General features: G+C 61.6%; 15 protein-coding genes. All 15 read left to right on the top strand.

Annotation, left to right across the window (positions count from 1 at the left end):
* Positions 1–422 precede the first annotated feature (422 nt).
* The 15 genes from HMPREF3171_RS04540 to HMPREF3171_RS12070 all read left to right on the top strand — a co-directional run bounded on the left by HMPREF3171_RS04540 (position 423) and on the right by HMPREF3171_RS12070 (position 19,497).
* The gene (locus HMPREF3171_RS04540) at positions 423–1,889 is read left to right on the top strand and encodes a DUF3375 domain-containing protein (protein WP_070483268.1); all 1,467 of its coding nucleotides are present in this window, start codon (positions 423–425) and stop codon (positions 1,887–1,889) included.
* Positions 1,886–2,485, top strand: coding sequence for a DUF4194 domain-containing protein (locus tag HMPREF3171_RS04535; RefSeq protein WP_070483266.1), 600 nt, complete (start codon positions 1,886–1,888; stop codon positions 2,483–2,485). Before HMPREF3171_RS04540 ends, HMPREF3171_RS04535 begins: the two co-directional genes overlap by 4 nt.
* Entirely contained in the window at positions 2,482–5,769 is a 3,288-nt protein-coding gene (locus HMPREF3171_RS04530) for an ATP-binding protein (protein WP_070483264.1), read from the top strand. Before HMPREF3171_RS04535 ends, HMPREF3171_RS04530 begins: the two co-directional genes overlap by 4 nt.
* Positions 5,756–6,901: a DUF3322 domain-containing protein gene (locus HMPREF3171_RS04525; RefSeq protein WP_070483261.1), complete on the top strand. Its 1,146-nt coding sequence runs from the start codon at positions 5,756–5,758 to the stop codon at positions 6,899–6,901. The genes HMPREF3171_RS04530 and HMPREF3171_RS04525 overlap by 14 nt, the downstream gene beginning before the upstream one ends.
* A 19-nt stretch (positions 6,902–6,920) precedes the next feature.
* Positions 6,921–7,814, top strand: coding sequence for an ornithine cyclodeaminase family protein (locus HMPREF3171_RS04520; RefSeq protein ID WP_070483259.1), 894 nt, complete (start codon positions 6,921–6,923; stop codon positions 7,812–7,814).
* A gap of 313 nt (positions 7,815–8,127) precedes the next feature.
* Entirely contained in the window at positions 8,128–8,619 is a 492-nt protein-coding gene (locus HMPREF3171_RS12470; RefSeq protein WP_070483257.1) for an Abi family protein, read from the top strand.
* Between the two features lie 38 nt (positions 8,620–8,657).
* Positions 8,658–9,236 carry a hypothetical protein gene (locus HMPREF3171_RS04510; RefSeq protein ID WP_141743348.1) on the top strand — a complete coding sequence of 193 codons (579 nt, stop codon included), beginning with the start codon at positions 8,658–8,660 and terminating at the stop codon, positions 9,234–9,236.
* A gap of 98 nt (positions 9,237–9,334) precedes the next feature.
* Positions 9,335–12,202, top strand: a complete 2,868-nt coding sequence (locus HMPREF3171_RS04505; RefSeq protein ID WP_070483253.1) for a DEAD/DEAH box helicase — start codon at positions 9,335–9,337, stop codon at positions 12,200–12,202.
* A 2-nt stretch (positions 12,203–12,204) separates the two neighbouring features.
* Complete coding sequence (locus HMPREF3171_RS04500; RefSeq protein ID WP_070483251.1) at positions 12,205–16,761, top strand: DNA methyltransferase; 4,557 nt, start codon at positions 12,205–12,207, stop codon at positions 16,759–16,761.
* Positions 16,758–17,582 (top strand): GTP pyrophosphokinase, encoded by an 825-nt coding sequence (locus HMPREF3171_RS04495; protein ID WP_070483249.1) that lies wholly within the window; start codon positions 16,758–16,760, stop codon positions 17,580–17,582. Before HMPREF3171_RS04500 ends, HMPREF3171_RS04495 begins: the two co-directional genes overlap by 4 nt.
* Entirely contained in the window at positions 17,582–17,782 is a 201-nt protein-coding gene (locus tag HMPREF3171_RS04490) for a hypothetical protein (protein WP_070483247.1), read from the top strand. Before HMPREF3171_RS04495 ends, HMPREF3171_RS04490 begins: the two co-directional genes overlap by 1 nt.
* Before the next feature lie 43 nt (positions 17,783–17,825).
* Positions 17,826–18,203, top strand: coding sequence for a hypothetical protein (locus HMPREF3171_RS04485; protein ID WP_141743347.1), 378 nt, complete (start codon positions 17,826–17,828; stop codon positions 18,201–18,203).
* 168 nt (positions 18,204–18,371) lie between these two features.
* The gene (locus tag HMPREF3171_RS04480; RefSeq protein ID WP_070483243.1) at positions 18,372–18,593 is read left to right on the top strand and encodes a hypothetical protein; all 222 of its coding nucleotides are present in this window, start codon (positions 18,372–18,374) and stop codon (positions 18,591–18,593) included.
* Positions 18,580–19,299 carry a hypothetical protein gene (locus tag HMPREF3171_RS04475; RefSeq protein ID WP_070483241.1) on the top strand — a complete coding sequence of 240 codons (720 nt, stop codon included), beginning with the start codon at positions 18,580–18,582 and terminating at the stop codon, positions 19,297–19,299. The genes HMPREF3171_RS04480 and HMPREF3171_RS04475 overlap by 14 nt, the downstream gene beginning before the upstream one ends.
* Before the next feature lie 42 nt (positions 19,300–19,341).
* A complete protein-coding gene (locus HMPREF3171_RS12070) occupies positions 19,342–19,497 on the top strand; it encodes a hypothetical protein (protein WP_168161874.1) in 156 nt (51 codons plus the stop codon).
* Positions 19,498–19,511 lie beyond the last annotated feature (14 nt).

The following is a 19,511-nucleotide window of genomic DNA, read 5'->3' as shown; positions in this document are numbered from 1 at the left end:
CACTGAGACCAAAAACCTGCACTGGTACTTCGGGCATTTGGTGTCGATTCAATGGTTGCTCAGTAGATCATGTATGTTTGGGTTTACGCACACCACGTCCTCTCCGGTTCGCCGTGACGGCGTGGTTTTCTCAATTCTTAGGGGGTAATGGATGGGTTAAGGGTGGGTTAAGGGTCAAAAGGGGACGCGGACATTTTGACCCTTAACCCTAGGCGCCTAAAAACGCTTGAGAATAGCGGAATCCCCTCCGCCTACTCGCACTCTAAATGGGGGTCGGTGAGTGCTCAACCGGTCTCGGGGGGGATGGACCGTGGACGGAGGGGCCCAAAAGCGGATATAGACGATCGCCCTGAGTGTGTCTACACCTAGAGCAAAAAAGTTTTTCGGTTCAGGTGGGAGGGTGCTATGGGATAATAGCCGGCATGACCATTCAGGCCCGGGCGCTGACATATAAGCGTGAAAAGGAGCAGTCGGCCGCGATCCGTTTGTTGCACGCGGACAACGCCCCGGTGCTACTCGCGGTCGTGGCGGAGCACTTCCCGCGAGGCGCAGAGGTCCGACCTGCGGAGCAGCTCTATCAGCTCATGGCTGAGGACTTCGCGGTGTTGCGCGGTATCTTCGAGCTCCCGAAAACACCCCAGGCGTACTGCAACGACTGGGTGAAAGCCGGGTGGCTGGTGCGCAAGTCCGGCACCAAGGAAACGGGTGAGACGCTTGAACCAAGCGAGCAAACGCTCACCGCGCTGCAGGTGATGGACCGTGTCAGTGCACCGCGATCGGCGGTGACGGCGAGCCGGGTGGCGTCGATAAGCAATGCCCTGCAGGCGCTCGCGCGGGACACGGACCCGAACATCGACTCCCGCCTGAGGCACCTCGAGGCCGAACGCGCCCGCATCGAGGCAGAGATCGAGCAGGTCGAGCGCGGGGAATTCGAGCTGCCCTCCCCCGCCACCGTGCACGAACGGGTGGGCGACATTCTGGAGCAGGCGAATGCGATCCCTGGCGATTTCGCGCGCGTGCGGCACGAGCTGGAAACGCTCAATACGCAGCTGCGCCGCCAACTGCTGGATCCGGAGGGCTCGCGCGGCGACGTGCTGGACGAGATCTTCGCCGGCGTGGACTTGATCGGGGAATCCGATGCTGGCAGAAGCTTCAACGCGTTCTACTCGCTGGTGGTCGACCCGGAACGCGGCGCGTGGTTGGACACGTGGATTGGGCAGGTGCTCGAGCGCGCCGACAACACCGCGATGACACACGAAGAGCGGGCGAAATTCCGCAGGCTGTTCCGTGACATGGAAGACGCCGGCTACGAGGTTAACCGCATGATGACGCGTCTGGCCCGCAACCTACGCAACTACGTGGCCAGCGAACAGTTCGCCGAGGACCGCCGAATGATCGAGCTTTTACGCGACACTCGCAAGCTCGCCGCCGACGCCGCGGAGCGCGAGGAGCTTGCAGCCACCCACAAGATGGACACGCCCTTGCAGCGCATCGGGATGCAGATCACCTCGGTGGCGCAGATCAAGCTGGCGGACCCGGGCGCGGAGGTCATCACCACTGCGGTGGAGGCGTTTGAACCCGGCGAGGGCGACGCGGAGGCGCTCTACCAGGCGGTACGTGAAAGCGAGGTCGACTTGGAAGAGCTTATCGCGGCAGTTGGGGAGACGGTTGGGATGGCCGGAGGGGCGTCGATAGGCAAGGTGCTCGAGCGCCATCCCGCCTCCCAGGGGCTGGGGTCGGTGGTGGGCCTTGTGTACCTGGCCCTGAAGCATGGGGTGCGGCAGGACGGCAGCGAAGAGGTGCGCTTCGAGGAAGACGATGGGAGCATTCGCTTGGCGACGGTCCCGCGGTGGCATTTCGACGCCGCAGCAGTAAAGGAGATGCAATGACGGAACCGCTGTGGACGGGCGACACGGGCACCCTGTCCGAGGAAACCCGGCGCGCACTGGTGGACCTGCTCAAAGGTCCGCTCATCACCGCCGACCGGAAGAAGGAAACCTGGCACGCCATCACCACCGACACGGAGACGCTGCGCTCTCGGCTGCACGATGTGTTTTTGGAGCTGGTTGTGGACGAGGACGCCGGCATCGCGTTCACTCGCCACGTCCGCCCGGACAACGAGGACGTGAAAGTGCCGCCGGTGTTGCGCACGGAGGCGCTGACGCACTTGCAAACCGCGATCCTGCTGCAGCTGCGCCACGAGCTGGGCATGTCTACCCCAGGCGAGCGCGTCGTGGTGGGCGAAGATGAGTTGTATAGCGCCATCAGCTACGTCCGTGCGGTGGACAACCGTGACGAGTCCGGGTTTAAGAAGCGCTTCACCGCGGCGGTGAACACCATCCGCAAGTACAGCCTGCTCACCGACACGGAGACCGAGGGGCGCTGGGAGGTCTCCCCTGTGCTGCGCCACATCTTCGACGCTGACACGGTCCACGCGCTGCGCGAGGAGTATCTGCGCCTGGCACAGGAAGGGGAAGAACAGTGACAGAGCAGTTCCGTCTTGCGCGCGTGCAGCTGGTCAACTGGGGCACGTTCGACGGCTACTACGACATCCCCGTCGGCGAGCGTGGGTTTTTGATCACCGGCGCGTCCGGCTCGGGCAAGTCCACGCTTATCGACGCCTTCTCCGCCGTACTAGTCCCGCCTGGCAAACTGCGGTTCAACGCCGCCGCCCAGCAGGAAACCGGCCGTGACAAGGGGCGCAGCCGCGTGTCCTATATCCGCGGTGCGTGGCGCCGCAGCGAGGACCCGGCCACCGGCGAGATCCGCAGCCAGTACCTGCGCTCCGGAGCGACAGCCAGCATTGTCGCGCTGACCTACCGCGCCGGGAAGGAGGCGTTCACGCTCGCCGCAATCTACCGCCTCAATGCGGGACAGCAGCAGGAAGCGCAGGTGAAAACGCTCTACGGCATTTTTCCCAGCGAGGTGGACGTGGACGGGTTCGTGCCGTTGCTGCAGAACTCCCTGGATAAGCGCAAGTTGGAGGCGAAATACAAAACTGTCGGCGTGACGTTCACGGACCAGTACTCCGTGTTTGCCAACCGCTTCCGCTCCAAGCTGGGTATCGGCAGCGAGGAAGCGCAGATGCTGCTGCACCGCACGCAGTCCGCGAAGTCCCTGTCCAGCATGGACGAGCTGTTCCGCAACTACATGCTGGACGTACCGGACACGTTCCAGGTCGCGGAGGACGCCGTGGCCACGCACGAGGACCTGCGCCAGGCGTACGAGCGGCTCGAAGACGTGCACCAGCAGATTGAGACGCTCGCTCCCCTGCCGGGGCTGAACACCAAGCTCAAGGATGCGCAGGCGACGCAGGAGAACAATGCCGCGTTGTCTGCCGCCCTGCCCAACGTGCGACGTGCGATTGAGGCGAAGCAGCTGCGCGAGCGTATGGACGTCAGCTCCGCCCAACTCGCCGCCCTCGAAGTGCAGGCGCAATCCCTCGAGGCCCGCAAGGAAGCGCAGCAGGAGGCGGTGCAGCGCGCCGTGGTGCAGAGAGAGCAGGTTGCCGGGCAGAGCCTGGGCGAGATTGAGCGCAACATCGCCCGCGAGGAGCACGAGCTTGTTGCGCGCAAGGCGAAAGTGCGCGACCTGGCGGCTCTGGTGCAGTTAGACGGGGCGTTGGACACCGAGCGCTTCGCGGAGCTGAAAGCACAGGCGTCGGCGGAGCTGGCGGCCGCGCCGGAGCAGGAAGAACGCCTGCGTGAAGCGTGGTTCAAGGCCCGAAGCGAGCACGAGAGGCTTGCCGGCGCGGAGGCGTCGGTGGAGACGGAGTTGGCGTCGTTAGGCAACCGCACCTCCAACCTTGACCGGCGGTACGTGGAGAAGCGCGCGCAGCTGTGTGCGGATACCGGGCTGACGGTGCGCGAGCTGCCGTACGTGGGCGAGCTCATCGACGTGCTACCGGAGCAAGCCGAGTGGGAACCGGTGATCCAGCGCCTGCTCGGCGGTTTTGCCGCGACTCTTTTGGTGCCAGCGGAGCGGGAGCGCGAGGTGAGCAGCTGGGTCAATGGCCGCCACTTGGGGATGCGGCTTGAGTACCGCACCGTGCCCGAGGGCGTGGACATGCCGCGCGGACCGAAGAACCCGCTCAGCCTGTTTCATAAGGTGCGCGTGGTGGAGCACCCGATGCGCCCCTGGCTGATGCGCATGCTGGCCACCACCTTCGACTACGCCTTAGTGCGCACCGTGGACGAGCTGGAACGGCAAGACAAGCGCGCGGCCACCATCGACGGCTTGGAGCGCAACCCGGCCGATAGGACTGGCTCCGCCCGGTACGTGAAAAACGACAGGCAGCGCCTGGGCGAACGGCGCAACTACCGCCTCGGCTCCTCCAACCATGCCAAGGTGGAGGCGCTGCGCGCGGAGCTGGCGGAGGCGAAACGCGCGACAACGGCGGCGGGCAACCGCCTAACAGAGGTTGAGCGTAAGCAAAAGGCGCTGGCCAGCGACGTGGAGAAGGCTCGAGCTATCGACGCTATGGAGTGGGTCAGCGTGGACGTCATCAGCGTCGAGGAGCAGTTGGCGAGCCTGCGCGCTGAGCTTGATCGGCTCACCTCCTCCCCCGAAGCCAAGGAGCTGGAGCGGGCGTGGCGCGAGGCCGTCGATACGTTGAAGGCCACCGAGCAGGAGTTGCGCAGCGTGCACGACGAGCTCGCCGTGGCCACGCGGGCACTGCAGGACGATCAGGCGCGGCTGAAGCGGATCGAGTCGGAGCACGTGGAGGTGGACCCGGCGCTGGCGGAGCAGCTGGATGCGATGCTCGCGGCCACCACGCGCCGTCTGACCCCGGAGAACTTAAGCGACAGCGCCTTCAAGGTCACCGCGCAGCTGGACGCGCAGGCGAAGCAGGCGGCGAAGACGATCACGGAATCCAGCAACGCCATCGTGAACATTCTGTCCAACTACAAGTCCCGGTGGTCCGCAGAGTCTGCGGAGCTGCAGGCCGCGGCCGAGTTTGCGGGCGAGGCTATTGCGAGGTTGGAGATGCTGCGCTCGGACCGCCTGCCGGAGTTCCGCGGCCGCTTCCTGGACCTGCTCAACGGCCAGTCCGTGATGCACCTGAACACGATTTACAAGGAGCTGCAGCGCGCGAAGGGCGACATTGAGACCAACCTGGGCCCCATCAACGCGTCGCTGCGCCGCTCCCCGTACACCGAGGGGCGCTACCTGCAGATTGAAGTCCGTGACAACCGAGACCGCGTCGTGCGTGACTTCCTGCAGGACCTGCGCGAAGCGACCGCCGGAAGCCTGAGCGAGGCGGACGAGAAGACCGCCATCGAGCGCTACCACCGCCTGGCCAAGATCATGGACCGCCTCGGCTCCTCCGAGCGTGCCGACCGCAGTTGGCGCAACGTCGTGCTAGACACCCGTAGGCATGTGAAGTTCGTGGGCAACGAGGTGGACGCCGAGGGCACGGTGCACAACACCCACGTGGATTCCGCGTCGTTGTCCGGCGGTCAGGCGCAGAAGCTCGTGTTCTTCTGCCTCGCCGCGGCACTGCGTTACCGCCTTGCGGGCGTGGACGCGGACGTGCCCCGCTACGCCACCGTGGTGTTGGACGAGGCCTTCGACCGCGCCGACCCCGTGTTCACCCGCACCGCCATGGACGTGTTTGAAAGCTTCGGCTTCCACATGGTGCTGGCCACGCCGATGAAGCTGATCAAGACCCTCTCCCCTTACGTCGACGGCACCATCGTGGTCCACTACACCGAGGACCCCGTTGCGCGTTCCACCTTCGAGCTCATTGATACCCATGCGCCTGCCTGACCAGTTGCCCGTCAAGTTCAACATGGAGCATTTGCTTCTCGACGAACCTTCGGCCGTCTCCGTTCCTTTGCATCCCCCAACACGCGCGCAGGTGCTTGCCGACGAGGCCGGTGCCCGCGAGTTCGTCCGCGCCTGGCAAGTCTGGCAACCCGCCGAGGAAGTGGAGTGGGCCACCCGCTCCTGGGCGGGTCTGGGCAAACAGGACGTGCCTGTGCGCGTGACCTTGTCCGGGTGGGACCGCGTGGCCGAGGTGGCGGGGCGCGCCGGGGAGGTGGCGCTGGCCCGCGAGCGGTTCGCGGTGTTGGTTGGGTTGTTCCCGGATTGGCCGGAGTTTCGGGAGCGGGCGGCGCACTTGTGGTCGTCGTGGCTTGGGCTGTCGGACGATGACTTCACCCGCCTATGCCTGGCTCTGCGATGGTTTCACGTGAAACCTTCGTCGGGTTTACGCGCCCGGGCCGTGCCGATCGAAGGTCTGGACACCAAGTGGATCGCCGCCCACCGCGGCCTGCTGCAGCGCCTGCTCGGGGTGTCTGACCTGGGATTGGCCGAGGGTGACCGGCTGATGCGGGTGCGGTTTCTGGATGGTGGGCTGGCGCCCGCGCCCGGGTTGCTCGATGTGGCCGTGCCGTTCGGGTCGTTGGACTTGCCGGACGGTTTGCTTGTGATCGTCGTGGAGAACAAGGAGACGTTCCTTGCGTTGCCCCAGGCCCCCGTTGGTTCGGGCGCGGTCCTGGTGTGGGGCTCCGGCTACACCGCTGGCGCGCTGCCGGAGCTGCCGTGGGTGCGCGCGGCGCGCCGGGTGCTGTACTGGGGCGATGCGGACGCGGACGGCTACGCCATCCTGAACACTGTGCGTACCCGTTTGTCTGCCGACGGGTGCTCCGTTTCGGTAGTCAGCGCAGCGATGGACATTGACACCGTGCAGAGGTTCCTCCACCTCGCAGTCGCTGACCCAGGGGATACTGCACGCGTGCTCCCCCGCCTCACCGAGGAGGAGGAACGTGCACGGCGGTTCTTGATCGCATCAGGGAACAAACGGCTCGAACAGGAGCGTGTATCCCTGGACTGGGCGCTCTCACTGCCACAGTTAGCTCCGTTGTGGGATCGGCCATCCCGAGATGGAGCCGTGTAACTCCCCTACACTGGCCGCCATGCGCTACGTGGACTACGACGAAGCAATGGCCACCCTCTCCCCCGCCGCCGCGGTCCAGGCCGTGCGCGACGCGCTGCTCAGCGGCTTCGACCCCGCGACTGACTCGCAGCGCCAAAAGGTCGGCCTCCCCCACGGCGAGATGCACCTGCTTCCGTCGGCGCTCGACGGTGCGGTCGGCGTGAAGGTGCTCGGCATCCAGCCGCCGGGCTCGACCGTGGATGTCCCGTTGATCCAGGGCTCGTACCTGCTCATGGGCGGCGAAACGCTCACGCCGGAGTGGCTTATCGACGCCGCCGCGCTCACCACCCTCCGCACCCCCGCCGTCGCCGTCGCTGGGGTGCTTTCGTTTCTCGACGACCCCGTAAACGCCGTCATCTTCGGCACCGGCGCCCAGGGCCTTGGCCACGCCGCCACGCTCGAGGACGTCCTCGACGTCTCCTGCACGTTCGTCTCCCGGACTCGCCCGGACGGTTTTGCCTATCCCTGGGCTGAGGCGGGCACGTCCGCTGCCGACGAGGCGGTGGCCGGCGCTGAACTCGTGGTCACCGCAACCTCCTCCCCTTCTCCGATCCTGAGCGCCGAGCATCTTCGCGACGGCGCCATCGTCCTCGCCGTCGGCGCCCACACCACCGACACGCGCGAGCTTGATACTGACGTCCTTGCAGGCGCGCAGGTGATCGTCGAAGACGTCGGCGCCGCCAAGGGCGAGGCCGGCGACGTTGCCATCGCGGTCGAGGAAGGCGCACTCTCGTGGGACGACGTCGTGTCCATGGCCGACGTGGTCCGTGGCGATGTTGCGCTGGACACCAGCCGACGCATCGTGTTTAAGACGGTCGGCATGCCGTGGGAGGACTTGGCGGTGGCGCGGGCGCTGGCCGCAGCGGCATCGTGATGTTCCACGTGAAACATTCGGGGGCTGAAAAAGCCTCTTAGATTCTTAGCGTCCAAGAGTTGGGAACGTTTAGGCGAGAGGTGGCCCGGGGGTAATGGGTTGTGGAAGAGGGGGACGAACACTATTCTCTATCCCATCACGACTAGCCGACCTCTCCGTACGGGGAGGCGGCTAGTTTTATTTATATGGATGATGAAGTGCTGAACGCCTACCGGCAAAGCAAGTACGCGAAGCCATATTTTTCATTGATGATCAGCTTGCAAAGCTCCGGACCCATGGCTTGGTAATTCAAAACAGCGAAGCAGCCAGATCGATGCTGAGGGAATGTGGCTACTTTCGATTTACGGGGTACGCCTACTATTTCAAACAGGATGACGATTTCCCGCCCGGAACAACGTTCGGTCAGATCGTTGACCTTTACAAGTTTGACGAGTCGGTGAGGAAAAAATTCGTAGAGGGCCTCGAAATGATTGAGGTGTGGCTGAGGAGTCAGCTGAGCAATCGCCTCGGGTTCTACCATCCATTTGCGCACCGAATTCCCGCCTATCTTCGTAAAGATTCATCCATTTGGACAGCGGGCTCGCTATCGATCAAACAGTCGAAACATATTGGGTGGATCGCTGACTACTCCCGCGAAGAACGGCGCAGCCAAAGTGACTTTGTTCAGCACTTCCGTCGCAAATATGGTCCTCACCTTCCTGTTTGGGCAGCAACGTATGTGCACACTATGGGCGAGTCTGGAATAAGGTCTTCGATACCTCACTGGCCGAACCGAGAGATCATATCCAGGAGCTTTCCCATTTGAAAGGTCTTCCTCATAAGCCCTATAAGACTATTGCTGCTATGAGGTTCCTCTTCGCGCGAATCTACCCGGGTTCTTCCTGGTCGGAAGAAATGGTTAACCTGTTGCAGAGCTTTGTGCGGAGATCCGGCATCCCCCTAGTTGCGATGGGGTTTCCCGAGGGTTGGGATGAGGAGCTGATCTGGCGCAGAAATTATGAGCCCGACCTGCACGATTATAAGGTGATTGACCACATTAACCAGATTGAGTGCATAACCCAACCAAAGCTCTTGGAAACTTTTCACCCTGAACGCGACGAGCGAGGAAGAAAAGCTCTTCTTAGGTATCTAGTTAAAAACGAGGGGATATTTCTCCACGAGACTGGAGAAACGAAATACTATCCGACCTTTCAGTTCAATACGGATCTCAGCGATGTTGACCCCAATATGGGGAATGTAAATGAGGTGCTCATCGATAAGTTCGCGGGACGGGAACCTGTCGCCCAAGCGGTTCAGCAATGGTGGGTAACCGGAGATCTCGGACCGAGCACAGAATGCGCTCCGATAACGGAGGTGAAGAGACGCCCGGATCTTGTACTTCAAAGAGCGAAGCGCCTAACCCCCTTCGAATCCGGTTCATAGGCAATTGCGTTGTAAGGGGGAGCAGGCCACGCGCCTTCATCGAACACCCGCACGCCCAACCTCCCCCTGTCTCGCGCGGGCCGGATACGCTGCTACGTATGTCTTCGCCCGCACAGGACACCACCGAATCCCAGCGCAACGACCAGACCTTCGCGCCCGGCCTCATGGTCAAGGTTCGCGATGAGTTGTGGCTGATTACCAACGTCGCTCAGTCCGTGGACGGTTATCTACTCAAGGTCCGTGGCCTGTCGGATTACGTTCGCGACACCACGGCGAGTTTCTACACCGCGCTCGACGACGTGGAGGTGTTCGACCCCGCCAAGGTAGAGGTCGTCGCCGATCACTCCCCCGGTTACCGCACGACGCGCCTGTGGCTCGAGACCACGCTGCGTCAGACGCCGGTACCGCTCTACCAAGATCGCCTCTCGGTGGCGGAGGGCATGCTGATGGATCCACTCGACTATCAGCTTTCTGCAGTGCGCAAGGCGCTTAGCGACGACAACCTGCGCCCCCGTATCCTCATCGCCGATGCTGTCGGCCTGGGTAAGACTCTGGAGATCGGCATGATCCTCGCGGAGCTGATCCGCCGCGGGCGTGGTGAGCGCATCCTCGTGGTCACGCCGAAACACATCATGGAGCAGTTCCAGCAGGAGATGTGGTCGCGCTTCGCGATTCCCCTGGTCAGGCTCGACAGCGCAGGCATCCAGCGGGTGCAGCGCATCCTGCCAGCGAGTAGGAACCCGTTCACGTATTTCCCGCGCGTGATCGTCTCGATGGACACGCTGAAGAGCGGTAAGTATCGCGCGATGTTGGAGAAGGTGCGTTGGGATGCGGTGGTGATCGACGAGATCCATAACGCCACCAACGTGGGCACGCAGAACAACGAGCTCGCTCGCACGCTCGCGCCGACGACGGAGGCGCTCCTGCTGGCCTCGGCAACACCGCACAATGGTGACCCGGAGAGTTTCAAGGAGATTCTGCGTCTGCTGGATCCGACCTCCGTTATGCCCGACGGCACGATCGATGCCGAGGCTGTCTCCCGTCTCCTCATCCGCCGCCACCGCCACAGCGAGGAGGTTGCAAGCGTCGTTGGCGAGAAATGGGCGGAGCGCAAAGACCCGGTCAATGTGCCAGTAGAGGCGTCCGCCGAAGAAAATGCCGTGGCAGCCGAGCTCGACGCGACCTGGATCCAGGCGAAGCAGAATCCAGCGCAGGATCGTCTTTTCCCGTGGACGTTGGTCAAGGCGTTCCTCTCCTCCCCTGCCGCGCTGGGCGAGACGATTGAGAACCGTCTCAAGCGCGTTCCCGAGTCGGACACGAACCAGCGCCAGGCCCTCGAGCGCCTCCAAGCACTTAACGCGAAGATCACGCGTCAGAACTCCAACAAGTACGCCGCGCTGGTGAACTACCTGCAGGACATTGGCGTGGGCAAAGGCAAGAAGACCCGCGCGGTGGTGTTCTCCGAGCGTGTGGCCACGCTGCATTGGCTCAAAGAGAATCTGACCAAGGACCTAAAGATGCCGGCTGGCGCCGTGGAGGTCATGCACGGCGGTCTGTCGGATGAGGAGCAGATGCGGCTTGTCGACGAATTCAAGCGCACCGATTCCAAACTCCGCATCCTGGTCACGGGTGATGTGGCGTCGGAGGGCGTGAACCTGCACACGCTGTGTCATGACTTGATCCATTACGACATTCCGTGGTCGCTGATCCGTATTCAGCAGCGCAACGGCCGCATCGATCGCTACGGCCAGACGGACCCGCCACAGATTGCAGCTCTCCTGCTGGATACGAAGCAGGGCGGCTACGTCGGCGAATTGCACGTGCTGTCCAAGTTGATCAATCGTGAGAACGAGGCGCATGCGTTGCTTGGCGACGTCGGATCGCTCATCGGCAAGCACACTATCTCCGGCGAGGAGGACGAGATCCGCCGGGTGATCCAGAACCAGGTGCAGTTCGATGACGTGGTGAAGACCCCGGAGGAGATTGCCAGCGCGCAGGCGCAGACCGAGGCCGACCTCATCGACTTCTGGATGTCGGGCTTCGAGCCGGAGATTGACGACGAACCCGCTGCTACCGCCCCGGCAACCACCGCTACTCCGACCGATAACAAAGGCCTCTACCCCTCCGAGATCGCGTACCTGGAGGACGCGTTGAACGAGGCGTTCCACGCCGCCCCGGAGAAGTCGCTTGCAGCAGGCGGCGTGCAGTTCCAGCTCCACCCCAACGGCGTAGCCGAGCTCGAGCCGCCAGAGGACCTGCGCCGACGCTTGGAAGTGCTGCCACAGGATTATCTTGCGGATCGCAAGGTGCGTGAGCACTTCCAGCTGGCCACTAACCACGCGGTGGGTGACGAGATCCTCCGCAAGGCCCGCACCGGCGACGACGGATCCACCTGGCCCAAGGCCCACTTCTTGGGTCCCCTGCACCCGGTGACGGACTGGGCGGCGGACCGCGCGCTGGCGTCGCTTTCCGCAGGGCAGATCACCGCTATCGAGGGCAGCGTGTCCATGCCGACTGTCCTGCTTATGGCCACACTGACCAATAAACGCGGCCAGGTGGTCTCCCGAGCCTTCGTCACCGTTGCCGGCGGCATGATTCCGCAGACCATTGAGGACCCTATCGAGTGGCTCCGCAGCATTGGGCTGACCGAAAACGCCATTAACCCGGGCACGCTTAGCCTGCCGGAGGACACACAAGACCTCGTCGCCCAGTCGGTCCGGGCCGCGAGCGACCAGCTTCAGCCGATGATGGCCGCCGCCCGCAGACATGCGCACGAGCGCATCGACTATTGGATTGACCGCGCCGACCGCTGGCAGCACGCCAAGGACGACAGCCAACTCGTCTTGCGCGCCGGGCGTCCAGAGAAGCTGATCCAGGAAGAGAAGTCGCTCATCACCTCTCTCGAACCGGACCGCGAACTCGTCCGCCCCCTCGTCCTTGTCTTACCCCAGAACCAGGAGCGCTAACCATGGCTACCTACGACTCAATCATCAATGTCGACGAGTGGATCAGCGACCACTACTTCACCACCGATGAAACCAAAGGCGAGTCCTTTACTAAACGTGTGAAGGCCCGCACGAAGGAGTGGGCGGCGCTGGAGAAGGAGACCGGCACCCTCTCCCCCATCAAGCGCCTCCAGCAGCACCGCGGAGAGCTGCAGACCGCGTTCGCCACCGACGCCGACCGAGATACGACCGTCCGCCTCATCCGCCAGGCCTTCGGCTATGGAAACCCAACCGAGCAGCACTACACCCGCGCCGGGGACACCTTCCACTACACCGGCTGGCTGGGCAACGCCGGCACCTTCGCCGTCATCGCAGCGGACGAGCCGGCGGAGACCGAGGACGACCTCACCTCGCTGTCTGTCACCGTCGCTCAACAGGGCAAGGACCCGCAGACCACTAAGGTGTCCAAACTCGTTGGTGATCTGTTCTTGGCGGCTGAGCCACCGGAGTTCATCGTCACGCTTGCTGGCCCCTGGGTCATGCTCGCAGAGCGCGAGTCTTGGCCGCTGGGCCGTTACCTGGCCATCAATCTGCAGCTCGTTGCCGAGCGCAACGACACGAAGAAGGCCGGCGAGCTCGAGCGCGTCGCCGTCATCCTGGCGCGGGAAAACCTGGAGCGCGCCGCCGACGGCACCACGTGGTGGGCAAAGACCCGCGAGGAATCCCAGCAGCACGCGGTGAAGGTCTCCGGCGACCTGCGAGATGCAGTACGCGAATCCATCGAGATCATCGGCAACGACGTGCTGGATCGCCGCCGCGAGCAACACCTGCCCATCGATGGCGTGGACGGCAACGAGTTGGCGCATCAGTCCCTGCGCTACCTCTACCGCATCCTGTTCCTGTTGTTCGCGGAGGCTTCATCGGAGTTGGCCATCCTGCCTACTGGCGCGCCCGAGTACGTGGAGGGCTACGGCCTGGATCGCCTGCGCGACCAGATCCTCAACCCGCCTGTCACCGACAAGGCTCGCCACGGCACGCATCTTTACGACTCCCTGCAGTTGCTGTTCACCCAGGTCAACGAGGGTCACGACCCGCTGGACTCCCCCGCCGCCGACCGGGACGCGCAAAACGAGGGCCTCACCTTCCGCAACCTCGAGGCCGACCTGTTCAAGCGCGAGAGCACGCAGCTTATCGACGAAGTCAAGCTCTCCAACGAAGCCCTCACCCAAATTCTTCAGAACCTGCTCCTGTCCAAAGTCTCTGCTGGCAGGGACCGCGGGTTCATCTCCTACGCCACCCTCGGCGTGACCGAACTCGGCCAGGTTTACGAGGGCCTGATGTCTTACCACGGCTTCATCGCCCAAGAGAACCTGTACGAGGTCGCACCGAAGGGTGACGCCTCCAAGGGCTCCTGGGTCCTACCCACCCACGCCGCAGACACGGTCCCGCAAGACAGCTTCGTTATGGAGACGAAGCAGATGGAGGAAGGCGGTACCGCGAAAACTCGCCGCCTGCACGCGGCCGGCTCCTTCGTGTTCCGCCAGTCCAGCCGCGACCGAGAGCGTTCCGCGTCGTTCTACACCCCGCAAGTGCTGACTGAGTTCACCGTCGGCCAGGCCATCGAGGTACTGCAGGAGGAAGGCCGTATCCAGACCGCTGCCGACGTACTCAGCCTCACGATTTGCGAGCCCGCCATGGGCTCCGGTGCCTTCGCTGTGGAGGCCGTGCGCCAGCTGGCGGAGCTCTACCTCAAGCTGCGTGAAGACGAACTCGACCAGCAGGTTGAGCCCGAGCAACGCACCGTCGAACTACAGAAAATCAAGGCGCACATCGCATTGCACCAGGTCTACGGCGTGGACTTAAACCCCACCGCGGTGGAGCTCGCCGAGATTTCTCTGTGGCTGGACACCATGACCAGCCAACTCAAGGCACCGTGGTTCGGCCTGCACCTGCGCCGCGGTAACTCGCTTATCGGGGCGTTGCGCTCCACATACTCCACGGCGCAGTTGAAGAAGCGCGAGTGGCTCAAGGCAGTGCCGCGCCGGGAACCGGTGCAGAATTTGGCCCAGGCTATCGACGTCGGCGAGACACGGGACGTAAACGCCGCCGGCCGCATCCACCAGTTCCTCCTGCCCTCTGCTACCTGGGGTGCTGCTGCAGACGCCAAGGACTTGAAGAAACTCGCCGCCGACGAGGTCAAGGCCATGAAAGCATGGAAGAGGTCCGTCACCGGTAAGGCGCCCACCAAGGAACAGGCGAAGAAACTGACCAACCTCGCGGCACGCGTGGAATCCCTGTGGGCGATCACGCTGTCCAAGATGCGTATCGCGGAGGAGCAGGTCCGCCGCGACATCGACATCTGGGGCCGTGACACCGAACACACCGCCAAGAACGTGCGCCGTGAGCAGATCGAGCGGGAGCTGCTTCACGACACCGAAGGTGCCTACCTTCGCCTCCGCCTCATCATGGACGCGTGGAACGCGCTGACGTTCTGGCCGCTCACCGAGGTGGACGCACTCCCCGACCTTGACGAGTGGCTTGCCACGCTTACCGACATCATCGGCACCGAAATCACCTCCCGCGACGCGTCCCAAACCCAACTTGGCCGCGCCACGGACTGGGACGAGTTGGTGCAACTTGAGCGCACCGAACTTGGTCTCTCCGGCGCCCGCGCCATGGAGACCGTGCTTGGGCACCACCCGTGGCTGAAAGTTGCCCAGCAGGTTGCCGCCGAACAGGGCTTCTTCCACTGGGACCTTGACTTCGCCGCCGTCTTCGCACGCGGCGGCTTCGACCTCCAGGTGGGCAACCCGCCGTGGGTACGGCCTGATGTGAAGATGGACGATCTGTACGCGGAGTTGGATCCTTGGTTCACGCTCGCGCACAAACCGACGCAACCTGAAAAGAATGCGCGCCGAGAAGGATTGAATACCGATTCGCGTATCCGGCAGCAGGTGTTCTCGGGTGCCAGCGAAACAGTTGCAACCGCAGCCGTGTTAGGAAATGTCCCCGATTTCCCTCATCTGAAGAACCAGCGCCCCGATCTGTATCGCGGATTCATGGAACGCACGTGGGGTAACACGTCGGCGGATGGCGTCACCTCACTCATCCACCCCGAGTCCCACTTCACCGAGAAGAAGGCTGCGCCTCTGCGTCGCGGTGCGTACTTGCGATTGCGGCGCCACTGGCAGTTCATCAACGAACTGGCTCTGTTCGACGTTCACCATCTAGTTGCGTACGGCGTACACGTTTACGGGTCACAGCAAGGTATGGTGAGCTTTGACCACGCCGCCTCGTTGTACCACCCCTCCACCGTCCAAGAGTCTCTCCTCCACGATGGGTCTGGAAATCTACCTGGTCTGAAAGACGACAACGGTAACTGGGATTTACGACCACACCGCGACCGCATCCAAACGGTAGATCTCAAGGCGCTCGAGGTGTGGCACTCCATTCTTGAGGACGAATCGGTCCCCGCCATCGAATCCCGCATGGTCTACACGGTCAACAGTGAAGCCGCGGCAGTGCTCGAGAAGCTTGCAGCCGCTCCTCGCATTCGTGACCTCGGTCTACAATTCTCCGGTGGTTGGAACGAAACCACCGATAAGAAAGCAGGCTACTTCGACACAGGGTGGGCGCACCCAGATTCATGGGACGATGTCATTCTCCAGGGACCGCACCTCGGCGTAGCGACACCGATGATTAAACAACCTAACCCCACTCTGAAACACAATCAAGACTGGTCCGAGGTCGACCTCGAGGCGATGCCTGCCGACTTTATCCCGGCGACGGCGTATCAGCCGGATCGCGAAATTAGGCCAACGTATGACAGCGACTATGGAACTTGGAATGAGGTGTCCGCGAAGCAGCCATTTCGAATTGCATGGCGGGTAATGGCAGCGATAACCGGTTACAGAACAACATATCCGTCTCTAATCCCTCCCGGGGCCACACACGTTGACGCTGTTGGTTCCGCAGCTAGCATCCAGGACGATGCGGATACCGTTTTGTTGGGCGCGACGCTTTCCAGCTTCGTCGTGGATTTCCTCGTTCGTGCCTCAGGTGTGAGCCACCTCCGGCCAGCCGCAGTGGAAGGGTTGGTATTCGGAAAAGGATCCTTAGACTGCGCGCACTTGCTACGCAACTACCTCCGTCTTAACTGCCTCACTGAGGCGTACGCACCTCTGTGGGAGGAGATTATGGGTGAGGAGTGGGACGTCGATACGCCTTTGCGTAAGGATGAGGAGCGTCGGGCGGCGCAGGTGGAGATTGATGCGATTGTGGCGTTGTCGTTGGGTGTGACGGTGGATGAGTTGTGCATGATTTATCGGACGCAGTTTCCGGTGATGCGGCGTTATGACCAGGAGGATCGGTTTGATGCGAATGGTCGGAAGGTGCCGAAGGATGTGATGAAGTTGCAGGCGAAGTTGCGCGAGAGTGAGGAGTTGCCGGTGGCGGATCGGACGTGGGTGCATCCGCAGTCGGGTGTGGCGTACGTCTTTGAGTACCCGCTTAGACAGTTGGACCGGGAGGCGGATATGCGGGAGGCGTACTCGCGGTTTGAGGGGATGCAGCAAGAGTGAGCACGTTCGAGGTGAGTAATCGGCGGTTGACTGGAAAGCGACCATATTCGAAGACCGCAGTAGACACGGCGGGGAGCCGGTGGCGTGACGGAGGACCGTACGATCCTGTACCGATTGAAGACTTTCTCGAATTCAACGCGACTTTCCTGTCGGACCTTTTGGAGATTGCAGAGGAGACAGCTCGTAGCCTTATTCTTCCTCTACAGCTAGGAAGAGAGCCCAAGGTTTTACCGGGTTCAAACACATACATTATTTCGGGCCGAGTGAAGACCGAATCAACTTTGCTGCAAAAGCTGCGGAGAATGGGAACCACACCCATCTCGAATATTCATGATGTCGCAGGCTTGCGCTTCGACAGCTCACTCACTCTGTCCGAGCAAATCAAGGTCGCTGAAGTCTTCAAAAATGCATTCCTAGTTGAAGGCGCAAAACGGGTAGACATCCGTGACCTTCGGGAGGAGTCCCATTCGGGCTATCGCGCGATTCACCTTCACATTCGTTCTGGACTAGGTAGAGCAGAAATGCAGATTCGCACAGCGTTGCAGTCCAAGTGGGCGAACCTTTACGAGGAAGCGGCCGACATCTACGGTCGTGACATTCGGTATCTACACGAAAAGGGGGTCTCTATGCCCCCAGGAGCCGAAGATGTCGTCGGACAGCTTCACGAACTTTCGTCGCTGGTCAAGAGAGTCGAGGAACTCTCCGACACAAGAAACCCGAATCTCCAACCCAGGATTGATGCATTACAGCGCGAGGTGTATGGCATGCTAGATGACATTCACGCGAGCACAAGAGTTGCGCGCCCGAAGAGGAGGCCCTGATGACTGCTTATCTGATTAAATATCAGCGTCGAACGGGCGTTATGGACCTCGAACAGTTCGATTCTCTAAGAGACGCGACCCGGGAGCGGTTGAAGCTTGATCGCTTCAACACCGATCCGGATCTTGAAATTGTTGCGGTGGCCAGCGCAAGCGAAGAGCATCTTCGAGTGTCGCATTCCCGGTACTTCTCAGCGGTGTAGTTAGCCGCATTCTTTCAACCTGATGCCGTTGTGGGAGGAGGTTGTGGGGGAGCCTTTGGGCGTCGATAAGCCTTTGCGAAAGGACGAGGAGCGCCGTGCTGCGCAGGTGGAGATTGATGCGATTGTGGCGTTGTCGTTGGGTGTGACGGTGGATGAGTTGTGCATGATTTATCGGACGCAGTTTCCGGTGATGCGGCGTTATGACCAGGAGGATCGGTTTGATGCGAATGGTCGGAAGGTGCCGAAGGATGTGATGAAGTTGCAGGCGAAGTTGCGCGAGAGTGAGGAGTTGCCGGTGGCGGATCGGACGTGGGTGCATCCGCAGTCGGGTGTGGAGTACGTCTTTGAGTATCCGTTTAGGCAGCTGGACCGGGAAGCGGATATGCGGGAGGCGTATAAGAGGTTTGAGGAGATGGTCTAAACGCCCACCAGGGAGAAAAGCAGGAGCGTATCTGTCTCGTCAAGATCAGTGCTCTGTGCGAGCGGTTAAGATCTAATGGAACAAACGTTCTATATCGAAAGATGTTAGTGGCGGGCTCTTGGCTATTATTCGGGCTAGAACCAATACCAGCGAGCTGAGGTGATTGACATGGCAGTTGAAATTAAGACCACCAACAACAAGGAACTCTGGGAGAAGAAGCGGGACTATCTCGCTACTCTCCGCAAGTCCACACGCCAGCCTTCTGCGAGCATTGAAGAACTACGTACGCTCGCCCACTCGGGCATGCTAGATAAGTCCGAGCGGGCCTTGTACGACGATTTAAGCGTCGTACTGATGCTGTTGGGCGAGGGACAACTTGAATCTGCTTGACGAGGCTGAGCTGTTTCTCGACGAGGTGAGAAGCACACTTATTGATGCTCTCCCACTCGCATCTGAAGGGGATATCGAAACGGAGGCGTGGCTCAACTCCGATACGAACATCGTTGTAGGTGAATTTGATGCCCCGGTTATCCACGGTGCCGGTCAGCTCCAAAGCGAAGTGGATAGCCATGACTACAGCCAGCTATTCCGGGTCATCGTCCGCTACGAATTAACTTCCGATTCCGCCGGCAGGTTCCTCGCCGTGGAACGAAGCAAATTCGAGCTGCGGGTAGCTACGTCCCCGGGTATTCGGTTTGAATATGAACGGGGATACACCAGCGCTCCATGCGCCCACATTCATTATTCGGGAGTCACTGGTTTGCTGAGCCCGGCTCTGATGCAAAACTTCCAAGGGAAGTCAGGAAACCCGAGGAAGAAAGGACGGCTGGAAGAATTGCACTTGCCGGTGGGTGGCAAGCGGTTTCGCCCATCGCTCGAAGAATTCCTCTACTTTGTTATCGCTGAGTGCGGGTTTCGGGGCAAACCGGGCTGGGAGCCCATTCTGCTGCGACGGCGGCAAGAATGGTTGTTCAAGCAAACGGCTGCCACAGTACGGGACTACCCGGAAGCAGCGGCAAAATCTCTAAGGGAGCTCGGGTTCTCAGTCACCCCTCCCGCAGGGTTCTCTCCACGGGTGACTGACACAAAATGGTAGCGAAGAACTTGGTCTGTAAAGAGCAAATGGTGACGGAGGAGGTTGTGGGGGGAACCTTGGGACATCGATGCGCCTCAACGTAGGAATGAGGAGCGGCGTGCTGCGCAGGTGGAGATTGATGCGATTGTGGCGTTGTCGTTGGGTGTGACGGCGGATGAGTTGCGCATGATTTATCGGACGCAGTTGTGTCTGATCTGATGTAGGTGGTCCAG

The organism is Corynebacterium sp. HMSC08F01 (assembly GCF_001807545.1).
Classification (GTDB): Bacteria; Actinomycetota; Actinomycetes; order Mycobacteriales; family Mycobacteriaceae; genus Corynebacterium; species Corynebacterium coyleae.
The sequence above is the reverse complement of the archived record's forward strand: the minus strand, read 5'-3'. Positions and strand labels throughout refer to the sequence as shown.

What these genes read in the sequence shown, in the direction of transcription:
- HMPREF3171_RS04540 (WP_070483268.1), top strand. Translation starts at nt 423, where the DNA reads ATGACCATTCAGGCCCGGGCGCTGACATATAAGCGTGAAAAGGAGCAG.
- HMPREF3171_RS04535 (WP_070483266.1), top strand. Translation starts at nt 1,886, where the DNA reads ATGACGGAACCGCTGTGGACGGGCGACACGGGCACCCTGTCCGAGGAA.
- HMPREF3171_RS04525 (WP_070483261.1), top strand. Translation starts at nt 5,756, where the DNA reads ATGCGCCTGCCTGACCAGTTGCCCGTCAAGTTCAACATGGAGCATTTG.
- HMPREF3171_RS04520 (WP_070483259.1), top strand. Translation starts at nt 6,921, where the DNA reads ATGCGCTACGTGGACTACGACGAAGCAATGGCCACCCTCTCCCCCGCC.
- HMPREF3171_RS12470 (WP_070483257.1), top strand. Translation starts at nt 8,128, where the DNA reads ATGCTGAGGGAATGTGGCTACTTTCGATTTACGGGGTACGCCTACTAT.
- HMPREF3171_RS04510 (WP_141743348.1), top strand. Translation starts at nt 8,658, where the DNA reads ATGAGGTTCCTCTTCGCGCGAATCTACCCGGGTTCTTCCTGGTCGGAA.
- HMPREF3171_RS04505 (WP_070483253.1), top strand. Translation starts at nt 9,335, where the DNA reads ATGTCTTCGCCCGCACAGGACACCACCGAATCCCAGCGCAACGACCAG.
- HMPREF3171_RS04500 (WP_070483251.1), top strand. Translation starts at nt 12,205, where the DNA reads ATGGCTACCTACGACTCAATCATCAATGTCGACGAGTGGATCAGCGAC.
- HMPREF3171_RS04490 (WP_070483247.1), top strand. Translation starts at nt 17,582, where the DNA reads ATGACTGCTTATCTGATTAAATATCAGCGTCGAACGGGCGTTATGGAC.
- HMPREF3171_RS04480 (WP_070483243.1), top strand. Translation starts at nt 18,372, where the DNA reads ATGGCAGTTGAAATTAAGACCACCAACAACAAGGAACTCTGGGAGAAG.